General features: G+C 45.8%; 12 protein-coding genes and 1 pseudogene. 10 read left to right on the top strand and 3 right to left on the bottom strand.

What is annotated here, in order from left to right:
• Window positions 1-19 precede the first annotated feature (19 nt).
• From fabG to D0C16_RS02135, 9 genes are all read left to right on the top strand, one after another.
• Complete coding sequence (gene fabG, locus D0C16_RS02095; RefSeq protein ID WP_151030803.1) at window positions 20-763, top strand: 3-oxoacyl-ACP reductase FabG; 744 nt, start codon at window positions 20-22, stop codon at window positions 761-763.
• 191 nt (window positions 764-954) lie between these two features.
• The gene (acpP, locus tag D0C16_RS02100; protein ID WP_012487300.1) at window positions 955-1,191 is read left to right on the top strand and encodes an acyl carrier protein; all 237 of its coding nucleotides are present in this window, start codon (window positions 955-957) and stop codon (window positions 1,189-1,191) included.
• Between the two features lie 184 nt (window positions 1,192-1,375).
• The gene (gene fabF, locus D0C16_RS02105; RefSeq protein ID WP_151030804.1) at window positions 1,376-2,614 is read left to right on the top strand and encodes a beta-ketoacyl-ACP synthase II; all 1,239 of its coding nucleotides are present in this window, start codon (window positions 1,376-1,378) and stop codon (window positions 2,612-2,614) included.
• A 73-nt stretch (window positions 2,615-2,687) separates the two neighbouring features.
• A complete protein-coding gene (gene pabC / locus D0C16_RS02110; RefSeq protein ID WP_151030805.1) occupies window positions 2,688-3,539 on the top strand; it encodes an aminodeoxychorismate lyase in 852 nt (283 codons plus the stop codon).
• A 25-nt stretch (window positions 3,540-3,564) separates the two neighbouring features.
• On the top strand, window positions 3,565-4,626 hold the full coding sequence (gene mltG, locus D0C16_RS02115; protein WP_151030806.1) for an endolytic transglycosylase MltG: 1,062 nt from the start codon (window positions 3,565-3,567) through the stop codon (window positions 4,624-4,626).
• Between the two features lie 159 nt (window positions 4,627-4,785).
• Complete coding sequence (locus D0C16_RS02120; RefSeq protein ID WP_151030807.1) at window positions 4,786-6,498, top strand: glutamine--tRNA ligase/YqeY domain fusion protein; 1,713 nt, start codon at window positions 4,786-4,788, stop codon at window positions 6,496-6,498.
• A 1-nt stretch (window position 6,499) separates the two neighbouring features.
• On the top strand, window positions 6,500-7,897 hold the full coding sequence (gene cysS, locus D0C16_RS02125) for a cysteine--tRNA ligase (protein ID WP_151030808.1): 1,398 nt from the start codon (window positions 6,500-6,502) through the stop codon (window positions 7,895-7,897).
• A gap of 3 nt (window positions 7,898-7,900) precedes the next feature.
• A complete protein-coding gene (locus tag D0C16_RS02130; RefSeq protein WP_151030809.1) occupies window positions 7,901-8,101 on the top strand; it encodes a hypothetical protein in 201 nt (66 codons plus the stop codon).
• Window positions 8,101-8,949 (top strand): HAD family hydrolase, encoded by an 849-nt coding sequence (locus D0C16_RS02135; protein ID WP_151030810.1) that lies wholly within the window; start codon window positions 8,101-8,103, stop codon window positions 8,947-8,949. The genes D0C16_RS02130 and D0C16_RS02135 overlap by 1 nt, the downstream gene beginning before the upstream one ends.
• A 259-nt stretch (window positions 8,950-9,208) precedes the next feature.
• Here D0C16_RS02135 and D0C16_RS02140 read toward each other — a convergent pair whose 3' ends face one another.
• Window positions 9,209-10,009 (bottom strand): inner membrane protein YpjD, encoded by an 801-nt coding sequence (locus D0C16_RS02140; protein WP_151030811.1) that lies wholly within the window; start codon window positions 10,007-10,009, stop codon window positions 9,209-9,211.
• Between the two features lie 248 nt (window positions 10,010-10,257).
• Here D0C16_RS02140 and ffh point away from each other — a divergent pair.
• A pseudogene (ffh, locus tag D0C16_RS02145) lies at window positions 10,258-11,645 on the top strand (signal recognition particle protein).
• A 748-nt stretch (window positions 11,646-12,393) separates the two neighbouring features.
• On the opposite strand, the gene D0C16_RS02150 reads toward ffh, so the two are convergent.
• Entirely contained in the window at window positions 12,394-13,818 is a 1,425-nt protein-coding gene (locus D0C16_RS02150) for a DEAD/DEAH box helicase (RefSeq protein WP_040391637.1), read from the bottom strand.
• Window positions 13,815-14,357: a hypothetical protein gene (locus D0C16_RS02155; protein ID WP_040391639.1), complete on the bottom strand. Its 543-nt coding sequence runs from the start codon at window positions 14,355-14,357 to the stop codon at window positions 13,815-13,817. The genes D0C16_RS02150 and D0C16_RS02155 overlap by 4 nt, the downstream gene beginning before the upstream one ends.
• Between the last annotated feature and the right edge of the window lie 156 nt (window positions 14,358-14,513).

Raw genomic sequence — 14,513 nt, forward strand, 5'->3', positions numbered from 1 at the left:
AATACAGGATTAAATTACTATGAGCTTAAATGATAAAGTCGCCTTGGTTACTGGTGCGAGCCGTGGTATTGGTGCAGCAATTGCTGAGCAGCTCGGCAAGGCTGGCGCAACTGTAATTGGTACGGCAACCAGTCAGTCTGGCGCAGAAAAAATTTCTGCCCGCTTCACAGAGTTGGGTATTCGTGGCGTGGGCAAGGTGCTAAACGTAACTGATGCTGATTCAGTGGCAAACTTATTAAAAGAAGTTGGTGACGAATTTGGTGCACCGGCAATTCTGGTTAATAATGCGGGTATTACCAAAGACAATCTCTTGATGCGCATGAGTGATGAGGAGTGGTTTGATGTTATCAATACCAATCTCAGTGCAATTTACCGTTTAAGCAAAGGCGTGTTGCGCGGAATGATGAAAGCCCGTTGGGGGCGAATTATCAATATTAGTTCGGTTGTTGGTGCGATGGGTAATCCCGGGCAATCAAACTATGCCGCAACTAAAGCGGGTGTTTCTGGTTTTGCACGCTCGCTAGCTGCTGAAGTGGGGTCGCGCAATATTACCGTGAATACAGTGGCTCCAGGTTTTATTGATACAGATATGACCAAGGTGTTGCCGGAAGAGCAAAAACAACAACTCATGTCTCGTATTCCTCTCGGGCGTCTTGGGGCTCCCGAAGAAATTGCGTCGGTTGTTGTTTTTCTGGCCAGCGATGCTGGATCTTACATCAGTGGAGAGACAATTCATGTCAACGGCGGCATGTATATGTCGTAACTAACTATTGTAACTATCTGTTTTTAAAAGAGTATTTGTCAAAATACAAAGAATTTTGCCGTTTGGCATTACAACAACCTGAAAATCGATGTAAAATGCGCGTCGATTTTGGCCGGATCACATGGTCAAACCAGTTTTGGTTTTATTGCCCAAGTGTTTCGAACTATAACCACTAGGAGTTACATAACATCATGAGTAGCATTGAAGAACGCGTAAAAAAGATCGTTGCTGAGCAACTGGGTGTGAAAGAAGAAGAAGTGAAAAACGAAGCTTCTTTCGTCGAAGATCTGGGCGCTGATTCTTTGGATACCGTAGAGTTGGTAATGGCTCTCGAAGAAGAATTCGAAACTGAAATTCCAGATGAAGAAGCTGAGAAAATCACTACTGTTCAATTGGCTATCGATTACATCAATGCCAACCTGGCGTAATCTGCATAATCGCTGATTTCAGTTTAAGAAGGCCGTATTATTGCAAAATAGTACGGCTTTTTCTTTTTATCAGTTTTAGTGCTGTCAATAATCTGAGCAAAAAGCGCTTTTGAGTTAATTCTAATCATCATGACTAATCGGCTGTCCTTAACGGTTTGATTGTCCATCGCGGAGAGTCTCACAGGTGTCGCGTAAAAGAGTTGTTGTCACTGGTCTGGGTATGATCAGTTCACTGGGTAATACAGTTGCTGAAACCTGGCAGGGTATTGTGAATGGCAAGAGTGGCGTAGCTACTATTTCCCATTTTGATGCGTCGGCGTTCACCACGCAGTTCAGCGCCTCAGTAAAAAATTTAGTGGTGGATGACTATTTCCCTAGCAAAGAAGCGCGCAAGATGGATCCATTTATCCAATACGGAATGATTGCGGGCATTCAGGCAATTCGTGATTCAGGCCTGGAAGTTACCGATGCTAATGCAGGTCGTATTGGAGTTTCTATAGGATCTGGCATTGGTGGTATTGGGACAATCGAAGACGGTTCGTCAACGCTTGAGCATAAAGGTCCGCGCCGCATTTCCCCATTTTTCGTTCCCAGCGCCATTATCAATATGATCTCTGGCAATTTGTCGATCATGTACGGCTTGCGCGGTCCGAATGTTGCGATTACTACCGCTTGCACAACAGGAACGCACAGCATTGGATTTGCTGCCCGTATGATCCAATATGGTGATGCGGATGTCATGGTTGCAGGTGGTGCTGAAATGGCTACCACGCCCCTAGGGTTGGGTGGGTTTGCTGCCGCGCGCGCGCTTTCTACGCGCAATGATAACCCCCAGGCTGCCAGTCGTCCTTGGGATAAGGACCGTGATGGTTTTGTATTGGGCGATGGAGCCGGCGTTTTAGTACTGGAAGAATATGAGCATGCCAAAAAGCGTGGTGCAAAAATCTATGCCGAGCTGATTGGTTTTGGAATGAGTGGCGATGCTTATCACATGACGTCGCCGCCAGAGGATGGCTCAGGCGCAGCGGCTTCTATGCGTAACGCAATTTTGGATGCCGCCATTCCACTGGAATTAATTAATTATATTAATGCCCACGGAACATCCACGCAGGCAGGAGATAAGGCTGAGTGCCAAGCAGTAAAATCGGTGATGGGAAGTGCAGTTGGGCAAGTTGCTGTCAGCTCTACCAAATCGATGATTGGTCATTTGTTAGGTGCTGCCGGTGCCGTTGAGGCGATTTTCAGTGTGTTGGCAATTCGGGATCAGGTGGCTCCGCCGACGATCAACTTGGAGAACCCGGAAGAGGGTTGTGATATCAATCTGGTTCCGAACACTGCGCAAGAGCGCAAGATTGAAGCGGTGTTGTCGAACTCTTTTGGTTTTGGTGGTACAAACGGATCGTTGATTTTCCGCAAGGTTTAAGCTGTACTGCGTTTCTAGCTTAGCCAACGCCGGACTGGAGACAGTCCGGCGTTTTTGTATAAAAGGGGTTGTTATGTCCTTGCAGTTACCCATAGTCACTATTAACGGTGTGCACAATTCGTTTGTATCGCCATTGGATCGTGGGTTCGCCTATGGTGATGGGTTATTTGAAACCTGTCGGTATTTTGCAGGTCGAATTCCATTGTGGGATTTTCATCGCGAGAGATTATTGGCTTCAGCACAACGTTTGCGCATTGCTCTGGACGAAGTAAGGTTAAACGAATATCTCGATTCGCTATTGGCGTTGTTACGGATGAATCAAATAGCGGACGCCGTTGTAAAGGTGCAGTTAACGAGAGGAGTGGGGGGGCGTGGATACCGCTTACCCGACATAATAAATCCCACCTACTGCATCGGTGTTTTTGCCGGAGAGCCGCTGCAATCTGATTTTTTTCGTGGTGGTGTTGATGTGCGTGTTTGTGATTTGCGTTTGGGTAAAAATTCCGCTCTGGCGGGCATTAAACACCTAAATCGGTTGGAGCATATTATGGCGCGTGCCGAGTGGCATGATGAGTTTGCAGAAGGTTTGTTGCTGGATACGGATGGAAATGTTACAGAGGCAACGGTCAGTAACTTTTTTTTGGTAAAAGGTGGCGAATTAATTACCCCCGACTTAGATGCAGCAGGTGTTGCGGGGGTTATGCGGCGCGCAATTATTGATATTTTTGCTGCACAGTTGAATTTGTCGGTAAAAGTTACTCGGCTGAAACTGAGTGATTTGCGTGCAGCGGATGAAATTTTTTTATCCAATAGCGTTTTTGGTATTTGGCCCGTCAACAGCATTGCTGGTATGGAGCTTTTATTGCGTCACACCGTGACTCGTCAATTGCAGGAAAAATTATTAGCCTGGCTACGAAACACCTAATCTATCGTATGTAGTTATTGAAGTTATGAAGAAAATTTCTCCTTCCCTGAAATTGCTGATTATTGCTGCCGCAATTTATTTGGCCGGGCTTATCAGTGCCGCTGCAGGTTGGTTGTATTTGCAGAATTGGTTAACAACCCCGTTAAATATTGATACCCAAGGGTATCGCTATGAATTGAAGCAAGGGCAATCGCTAAGCCATTTGGCGAATGATTTTGGCGCTCAGGGTATTTTGGATTACCCGCGCTTGTTACGCTTGTATGCGCGCGTTACCAACGTCAATAAGGTGCATGCTGGAGAGTATTTTTTTGCTCCTGGTTCTACGCCTCAATCTTTGTTGGAAAAATTAAAAAAAGGTGAGGTGGTTTTGTATCAGGTTACCTTTGTAGAGGGGTGGACGTTCAAGCAGGCGTTAGCAGCCTTGGATAAAAACCCTTCAATAAGGCATGAGTTGACTGGCAAAACAAACAAGGAGCAACTTGCGCTCCTGGGGTTAGCTATCACTCATCCTGAAGGTTGGTTTTTCCCGGATACTTATAGTTTTAGCCGCAATACCAGCGATGTTGAAATTCTACAAAAGTCCTTTCGTAAAATGAAAAGTCTGTTAAATGCGGAATGGGAAAAGCGTGCAGCAAATTTGCCCTATAAAAGCGCCTATGAGGCTCTGATTATGGCGTCGATTATTGAGCGCGAAACTGGGCATCACAGCGAGCGGGATCAAATTGCGGGTGTATTTGTTCGGCGTTTACAACAGGGGATGAAATTACAGACTGATCCTACCGTTATTTATGGTATGGGGGATCAGTATCGAGGGCGCATTAGTCGCAAAAACCTCGAAGAGGCAACCCCTTACAACACTTATACGATTGAGGGGTTGCCGCCCACGCCAATTGCATTGCCAAGCGCTGCCTCAGTCAAGGCAGCACTGAATCCTGCAGCAGGAAATGCATTGTATTTTGTGGCAAAGGGAGATGGTACGAGTGAGTTTTCTGCCACTTTGGATGCCCACAACCAAGCAGTTCGTCGTTATCAGTTGAACCGCCGCAGTGATTATCGTGCTGCGCCACCCCCATCAGTCAAGGATTGAGTGTTTTTTGATCTTTTCCATGTTTCATCCTTGATCGGTGTTATCGCCGAGGTATGAAAAAACCTGTCGAATCAGTAGAATAACCCCACGTTTCGCGACCTTTCCCTATTCTGGTGAGGCTGCTTCAAGTCACGAATTACCCTATGGATTTGTTATCCCATGAGCGACAATCATTCTCCGATTGCAAACAACGACACCACTGAAGTAAAAGCTAAACCCTTGCATTTTATCCAGCAAATTATTCGCAAGGATTTGGACCAGGGCTTGCACACCAACATTGTCACCCGGTTTCCACCAGAGCCAAACGGCTATTTACATATTGGCCACGCAAAATCTATCTGCTTGAATTTTGGTATGGCCGAAGAGTTTGGCGGTGCGTGCAATCTGCGTTTTGACGATACCAATCCAGAAAAAGAAAATGAGGAATTCGTCAATTCCATTATGGAGGACGTAAAGTGGCTTGGATTTGAATGGGCCGGAAACGTTAAATATACCTCGGATTATTTTGATCAGTTACACGCTTGGGCTATTCACCTGATCAAAAGCGGTTTGGCATTTGTCTGTGATTTAAGTGCGGAACAAATGCGCGAGTATCGAGGGACTTTGGTTGAGACCGGAAAAAACAGTCCCTATCGAGATCGTTCGGTTGAGGAAAACCTTGCGTTGTTTGAAAAAATGCGCGCAGGTGAATTTGAGGAAGGATCTTGCTCGTTGCGTGCAAAAATTGATATGTCATCGCCCAATATCAATTTGCGTGATCCGATTATCTATCGCATCAAAAAAGCCCATCATCATCAAACGGGCGACAAATGGTGTATTTATCCCTCTTACGACTTTGCCCACGGTCAAAGTGATGCGATTGAGGGGATTACGCATTCAATTTGTACGCTGGAATTTGAAGATCATAAGCCATTGTATGATTGGTTTATCCAACATTTGCCAGTACCTGCGGTGCCGCGGCAGTATGAATTTGCTCGCTTGAATATTAATTATGCCGTCACTAGCAAGCGTAAATTGAAACAGCTTGTTGACGAGGGTTTTGTAGATGGTTGGAATGACCCGCGAATGCCGACTATTTCCGGTATGCGTCGCCGCGGTTTTACTCCTGCATCGCTGCGCAACTTCTGTGAACGTATTGGTGTAACCCGGTCAGATGGCGTGGTTGATGTGGGTATGCTGGAATTTTGTGTGCGCGATGATTTAGACAAAAATGCGCCACGTGCAATGTGCGTATTGCGTCCGTTAAAAGTAACGCTCACAAATTATCCTGCAGACAAGGTGGAAACGCTTACTGTCCATAATCATCCAAATCGCGATGATCTTGGTAATCGTACTGTCCCATTTACGCAAACGGTTTTTATTGAGCAAGAGGATTTTCGTGAAGAAGCCAATAAAAAATACAAGCGTTTAGTGTTGGGCAAGCGTGTACGTTTGCGCGGCGCTTATGTCATTGAAGCGGACGAAGCCATTAAGGATTCGGCTGGAGATGTTATTGAAATTCGCGCGCGCATTATTGAGGGCACCTTGGGTAAGGATCCAGAAGATGGCGTAAAACCTAAAGGTGTTATCCATTGGGTTTCTGCAGTGCAAAATCTGGATTGCGAAGTGCGCTTGTATGATCGTTTGTTCAATGATGAGGCGCCTGATGCCGGTGGTAAAAACTTCCTTGATGCAATGAATCCTAACAATCTGGAAATTTTACAGGGTTGCAAGGCTGAGGTGAGCTTGAGCAAGGCAATGGTAGGAAATAGCTTCCAGTTTGAGCGCCAAGGCTATTTCTGTTTAGACAGTAAATACAGCACCGCAGATAAACCGGTATTCAATCGCACGATTAGTTTGAAAGACAGCTTCGGTAAAGAAGAGCAGGAATAATATGCTGCAGATATACAATACGCTCACGCGTCAGAAAGAAATTTTCAAACCGCTAAAGCCCAACAAAATCTCTATGTATGTTTGTGGTATCACGGTTTACGACTATTGCCATATTGGTCATGCGCGTGTGCTGGTGGCGTTTGATGTGATTACCAAATTTTTGCGCAGTCAGGGTTGGGATGTTACCTATGTACGCAATATCACCGATATTGACGATAAAATCATCAAGCGCGCCAATGAAAATGGTGAGGAGTACACGGCGTTAACAAAACGTTTTATTGATTATATGCACGAGGATGAAACCCGGTTGGGCATTGCCCGTCCGGATATTGAGCCGCGCGCAACGGCGTACATTGATCAGATTGTTGATATGAATAAAGCGCTGATCGATAAGGGGTATGCCTATGCGGCCAGCAATGGCGATGTTTACTATCGCGTAGCGCGCTTTGCTGATTACGGAAAGCTTACCAATAAAAATGTCGATGAATTATTGGTTGGCGCTCGCATTGAAGTGGATGAAATCAAAGAGGATCCGCGCGATTTCGTTTTATGGAAGGGGGCGAAAGCAGGAGAGCCTGCATGGAAATCCCCTTGGGGTAATGGTCGTCCCGGTTGGCATATTGAATGCTCCGCCATGAGTAAGCATTGCTGCGGCGAAACTTTTGACATCCATGGTGGTGGCCCGGATTTACCATTCCCGCATCATGAGAATGAAATTGCGCAGAGTGAAGCGGCCAATAGTTGCAAGTACGTCAATTATTGGATGCATGCGGGGGCTGTACGTGTTGATGGTGAAAAAATGTCGAAATCGCTCGGCAATTTTTTCACTATTCGCGATGTGTTGGAAAAGTATCACCCTGAAGTGGTTCGTTTTTTATTAATCAGTAGCCATTATCGCAGTCCGATCAATTACGCTGAAGATAATTTGATTGAGGCGCGTACTGGTTTGGATCGTTTTTATGGTGCCTTGCGCGACTATGCTGATGTGGCGCCAACACCTCTAACTGAATTGGCGGAAAGCGCTTATTTCAAAGCGTTTGTTGATGCCATGAACGATGATTTCAATACCCGTGTTGCTTTGGCGGGAATGTACGATTTGGTTCGCGATTTAAATAACGCCAGCACAACCGACTCGGTTTTGGCAGTGCGTTTGGCGGGGGAATTAAAAGCGCTGGGAAATATTCTTGGTGTTCTGCAAGAGCAGCCGACTGTGTTTTTACAGGCGGGGAGTAGTGATCAGATTTCTGCCGAAGAGGTTGAGCAGTTAATAGCTGAGCGTATCCAGGCTAAAAAAGATAAAAACTATGCGCGTGCAGATGAAATTCGAAAACACTTAACGGCAAATAAAATTCAGATTGAAGATGCAAAAGATGGCGGTACACAGTGGCGCCGCGAGTAATTTATGAAAGAGCAATTATTTAGCGAGTACGCGCTACATTGGGCTGGTGGGTTTATGTTGATCTATGTGTTGACGCAGTTGTTGGTGTCAAAACATTCCCGTTTTCAGTTTCTCTCGCCCATTCAAAAAAGTGTGACTGTCAAGGTGGTTGCCTTGACAGGGTTTGTGGTTGCGTACCTTGTTGTGAAGCTATTGGTTAGTTAATGATGCATATCCCATCTCATCTTCGTGAAGCAGCGGCAAATATACGCCTGGCTTTTTTTGATATAGACGGTACCTTGCTGGATTCGCAGGGGCAGATAAAGTCCGATTTGTATGCCGCAATGAGTTTGCTTAAGCAGCAAGGTATTAAAACCGCAATAGCATCCGGGCGCCCTTATTTTGCAGCAAAGTATTTAATTGATGAGTTAGGTATTCGTGATACCGGAATGTTTTATACCGGCGCTCATTTGTATGATCCACTCAATCAGCAAACCTTGAGTGAAACGGCATTAACTCGCGATTCTGCCTTGGCTGTCGTTAACGCCGCTCGTGAGTTGAATATGTATGTCGAGGTTTATACGGCGGATGCTTTTTTTGTGGCGGATATTGTGCCCATCACTGAGGTTCATGCCGTGCACTTGCGTGTAGAGCCGACTTGTGCAGACTTAATATCAATCATTAAGGCGCAACCTGTATCAAAGCTATTGCTGGGTGTGAATCGTGGTGAGCAGGGTGATCTGTTATCTGCGTTGGAGGGGGCGTTTCCGCAGGAAATTTTTGCGCGTGCTTATCTCTCGGCACACCCGCAATGGCAGTTCGCCAGTGTGGTCTCAGGTAGGGCAACAAAAGAAAGTGCTTTCCAGGCTTTGCTGGAGCATCATCAGTTGGAGGCTCATCAAGTTATTGCATTTGGTGATGCAGAGTCAGATATGGATTTTCTGCGCATGGCCGGCATTGGTATTGCTATGGGGAATGCGAATGGCAATGTACAGGCTTGCGCCAATTGGGTAACTAAAACTGCCGATGAGGCGGGTGTTGCTTTTGCAATCCATCAATTATTTGGCAATTAATTTATGATTCTGCGCAGACTATTACGGCACCGTGGCCTTGGTATTAATTTATTGGCGGGTTTTTGTTTTTTGATGTTGGCTGTATATGGTTGGGGGTTAAGCTGGAAGGAAATGGGTAGCTATCTTTTGGTGCTGCTGGTTTTCTTAACTGGTTTAATTGGCGCAGCGGCGTCCTTGGCGTGGTTGTTAAACAAGGCTAAGCGCCGCAACAAAAGCCCACAGCAAAATCTTGATCGGGACAAGCCTCTGGATTGAGCTATTAAACGCGATTTAACACAATTTCCAGTACTAGTTTGCTGCCAAAATACGCAAGCATTAAACACACGAATCCTGCGAGTGCCCAGCGGATCGCTTTTGTACCTCGCCATCCCATATGACCTCTGCCCCATAATAAAAGTGCGTAAATAAACCAGGCAATGAGCGCGAAAACGGTTTTGTGTACCAAATGCTGCGCGAACATGTCTTCCAGAAAATAAAAGCCAGACACAATAGCCAGGCTCAGCAATATCTCGCCCACCCACAAAAACTCAAATAGTAGAGACTCCATTGTTTGCAATGGTGGCAGCAATTTGCTGTTGGCGAGCAGGCTTTTATTTTTCAGCGCGCGATTTTGGTAGGCGAGAAGCAATGCTTGTAAGCTGGCGATAGTCAGCAGGCTGTAAGCCAGCAGCGATAAAATAACGTGAACCGCGATGGTGTATTCCAGCGGGTGCTGCCATTCGGGGTTATTGCCAAGGATTGCTCCCAAAACAGATACGGCAGATAACGGGAACAATAAAAGAAACAGGTTATGTAGTTCTTTTTTTAGGCTGCTGACCAGAACCAACGCATTAACAACCCAAAAAATCAGCGACGAAATAGAGAATAGGCTAAAGAGTAATTGGCCATCCTTTAGGCTCAATCCGTAGATTCCCACACCATGGGCAACGAGTGCCAGCATAGCTACAGCGCGCAATTGGGGAGATTGCAATGATTTATGCCGCCCGAATTGCCGCCCAAAGTAAATGGCTGCAGCGGTGTAGAGAAGCAGGGCAATGAGGTTGGCGCTTAGTGTCATCATGCTGGTAAACAGAATCCTTGAGTGGTTTTTTAACGGCGAAACCAAGGTCACAAGTGTGTCATAAGGTCTTCCTAAAGAGAAGATTAAATGAGAAATGGCCTTATTAAGTCCCCCGTGGATAATGCCTTGTGGTACATCTTTTTTGACCGCTTTGGGGGTATAATCGCGACCACTTTATCTGGGATCACCAATGGGCGCAGGCGTTCAGGCGAGGTGATCGACTTTTTAACCGATGTTTGAGACAGATCATGTTTGAGAATCTAACAGACCGTTTATCCCATACCCTGCGTTCCATTACTGGTAAGGCGCGCCTGAGTGAAGACAACATCAAAGATGCGTTGCGTGATGTGCGTAAAGCATTGTTGGAAGCGGATGTGGCACTGCCGGTGGTTAAGGCGTTTATCGATCAGGTGCGTAGCCGTGCCTTGGGTCAACAAATTAGTAAGGCATTAAACCCTGGGCAACAATTCATCAAAATTGTTGAGGCGGAGTTGGTTGCAACCATGGGGCAGGCCAATGAGTCTTTAAACCTGGCGCAACAACCGCCCGCCATTGTCTTGATGGCGGGGTTACAAGGAGCGGGTAAAACAACCTCAGTGGCAAAACTTGCCCGGTTCCTGAAAGAGCGCGAAAAGAAAAAAGTATTGGTTGTCAGTGCGGATGTTTATCGTCCTGCAGCAATTCAACAATTGCAAACTTTGGCTGGTGAAGTAGGGGTAGAGTTTTTCCCTTCGTCGAGCGATCAAAAGCCCTTGAACATTGCACGAAGCGCCATTGACCATGCGAAAAAGCAATTTTTCGATGTGTTGATTGTCGATACTGCGGGCCGTTTGCATGTCGATGAAGAATTGATGACAGAGATCAAAGAATTGCATGCTGCCATCAATCCAATTGAAACCCTGTTTGTAATTGATGCGATGATTGGTCAGGATGCGGTTAATACTGCTAAGGCCTTTAACGATGCATTGCCATTAACGGGTGTGATTCTTACCAAAGCGGATGGCGATGCGCGCGGCGGTGCTGCCTTGTCTGTTCGTCACATTACCGGTAAACCTATTAAATTTTTGGGTATGGGCGAGAAGGTTGATGCTCTTGAGCCTTTCCATCCCGATCGTATTGCCTCGCGTATATTAGGTATGGGTGATGTGCTCTCTTTGATTGAGCAGGTAGAGCGCAACGTAGATAAAGAAAAAGCTGAAAAGTTAATCAAGAAAGTTACCAAGGGACAAAAGTTTGACCTTGAAGATTTGCGCGATCAATTGCAGCAAATGCAAAACATGGGCGGTTTAACCTCCATGTTGGATAAGTTGCCTGGCTTGGGTAATGTGGCGCAGATGGCGCAATCGGCTAATGTGAACAAGCAGTTCAAACAAATGGAAGCCATCATTAACTCAATGACGCCTGAAGAGCGCCGCAATCCGGATGATTTAAGTGGTTCGCGCAAACGTCGTATTACAATGGGTTCGGGTACGCAGATTCAGGATTTGAATCGCTTATTAAAACAGTACAAGCAAATGGCCAAAATGATGGGCAAAATGAAAGGCGGCGGCATGCAAAAAATGATGCGTGGATTGGGAGGGATGATGCCTGGTGGTATGCCTCCAGGGGGGCTTTGCCACCCGGCTTTAAAAAGTGAGTTAAAAAACCCGCGAGCGCGGGTTTTTTTATGTCTCGGTATTATGGTGTTAGCTATGTGGTTATTAATGGCGCGCAGTTAGCGCGTGAAGGCCCCTAAGTGCGCAGAATTAAGGGGGGAGCGTTAGGCGTTAATTAGTTTGCCCTTGCAGGGTTAGGACTAAAGTACGGCTACCGCCATGGTTACGGTGTTCACACAAGCGATACACCTAAGTGACAAAACACATGGCAAATGTAATTCATTGAATAGTAAGGTTATTTTTGTGAAACGTTTTGTCATGTAGATTCTCATAATTAGGCCTATTTTTTTGCTATATCACATGTCAGGTTTTAACGCTTTTACTTGAAAACCAAAATCGTGTGGACAATAGGAGCCGATAACATTGAACCATATTATAAAGTATTACTTTCAGAGTGAAGTATTCCAGCGAGACTTCTGGTTCAAACTCCGCTTACCATTCTAAAAGCCTGCCAGTATTTACAATCAAAAGCTAGTGACATAGAGGGTTCAAATTTCTTTATCACTGCAGCTATTAAACCTACCTTTGCAGGAAAAGATCCCCCCTCGTTGAACTTCCGTGCATCCAGTATTGGTAAATTTTTCGTCTGTTGTCTCCCTTGACAGTATTAATCTAATGATCTTATGGTGGGGGATTGTCATGTTTTATCAACGCTAAACGATGCTTTGCTATACCACTATAAAAAATGTGGTTAGAAAGGATAATTGTGTTTTTTCCATTCTACTCTAATCAAAAGGGGCTGCTAGATTCTTGCGTATAAAGCTGATGCAATTGCAGCAATTCTTTACGAAACCGACCAAATACGTTGATGGTGGTATCATAGGATTTTGCCAACATTGAAATGTGGATAGGTGGTAGATCATCTATATTGGTTTGCAACTCGCCTACAGGCATATTTTCAAAAGTAATTTCTGTTATGTCTTCAAATTGTTGCGGTTCTTGTAGTTTGATCGCTAATGGCTTTTCATCGTCACTATTTGGCATTGTTTCGCGTCGAATAGTTGCAGATTCCGGTATTTCTTCTGCCACACGATTCGCGTATTCCCCTAAATTGGGTTCGGCCGGTAAATACAAATAACTTTCACCGGGAACATCGCCCATACGTAAAACACGTCCCAATACTTGCCGAAGATGCAATTCTGTTTTGACTCGTGTCAGGTGGCAGCACACGCGCAGTCGTGGAATGTTAGTGCCTTCACTCACCATCCCTACGGAAATAATCCAAGGCTGGGTGCTGTTTCTAAAAGAATTTATAGTACCGTGGGCATCTTCATCCATGTAAGTAGCAACACAGGCTCGCTGGCCTAAGTGACGTTCCAGTAGTGTCGCAATCTTATAAGCATGATTTACTGATGCGGCGACGATAAGGCCGCCCGCATTCTCGTGCTGCTTGCGAATTTGCATTAACTTTTTTGAGGATTGTTTTAGTAGATACACAATCAGTGCATCGATACCAATCAGTTGTTGGTATGAGCAATCTGATAGTTTGAGTAACTCAGCGAAAGATGAATATTTCTCTGTTGTATCACCCCGTTTTACGACTATGCGATCATTGTCCACCAACGTGATGCTGGGAGCCCGACACACCTTTTCCTGAATAGCCTGCGCCATTCCATAAATAAAATCACAGCGGATTTTGTTGTGCTGACAGTAACTGGATAAAGCGATGGGGATTCGGTCAGAGCGCCAAGGTGTGCCGGTCAAGGCAATGGTATATGCCGCGCGCCCCTGAATATGCTGAATAATGGTTTGCCCCCACGCATTGGCGTTTTCAAAATTATCACCTGCGCAGTGATGTATCTCATCAAAAATTACTAGCACGTGATGGGTTTGAAACAATGCCCAAAATGCATCTCCCAAACTCAACATCGATTGATATGTTAAAGACTGTCCCCTTGATCCGAGGCGACCATCCATCCGAAAGCCGGTATGAACTTCCAGCGCTTGTTGAAAATCGGACGACACAATGATTGAGGGCGAAAAACACAATACCAAATCGACCATGCCCTGCTGTAAAAGCCGGTGCGCCAACGTTGCCGCCATGACGGTCTTGCCTGCGCCGGGGGTCGCGAGACACAGGAAGTGATTATCTTCATTCTTGAATTTCGACAGAGCCTGTTCAACACATCGGAATTGCCAGCGTCGTAACTTCATTGCGCCAAACCTGTTTGCCTCGCCAACAGGCTTTCAAGGGCTTTCACTCGCCCGAGCAATTTGGAGCACTTGTCACGGGATTGGTTGTACAGAGGTTGTATATCATCTTGCAGCTCGGGAATCTCGCTGCAAATTGCATCATATTCCTCGGTCTCGCCCATTGCGGACAACATTTCCAATTTGTGCCGATTTAGCCGCTCTTGCAGGCTCTGGCGAGGAATATCGTTTGTAACTGTAGCTCTTACCGGAGCCGCCGATGGTGCTGTAGTCACTATTGTGGTTGCGCACTCCTGCGTTTTAAACAGGGGTGTTAGTCGATATAAGGGCCAGCCGCTATCGACAACGACCTTAGTCAATTCCCCATTATCGATAAGGCGGAGCATGTTGCGATAAACAAACTGTCGAGCGGCTTTTTTGGAACTATGAAGGCATGCCGAATTGTTCAAATAAGCTTTTGTGAGATCGTGTACGGTGAATTCTCGGTTTACCAGTAATGAGAATGCCGAGAGTAGCCCGGACTTAACTGTGAGAGATTTCATGATAGAAATTGACGCCTCATGTCTCGAATTTCGCGCCATTCTATCCTGTCTCTATCATCGAGACAATGAAATCATCTCCTTACTCACCTCACTACGAAAAGTTACGGTTCTGGCTAAAAAAACAGCGGGAGGCCAGTGGTTTGACACTCCGTGAGG

It is taken from the genome of Cellvibrio sp. KY-GH-1, from assembly GCF_008806975.1.
Lineage (GTDB): Bacteria > Pseudomonadota > Gammaproteobacteria > Pseudomonadales > Cellvibrionaceae > Cellvibrio.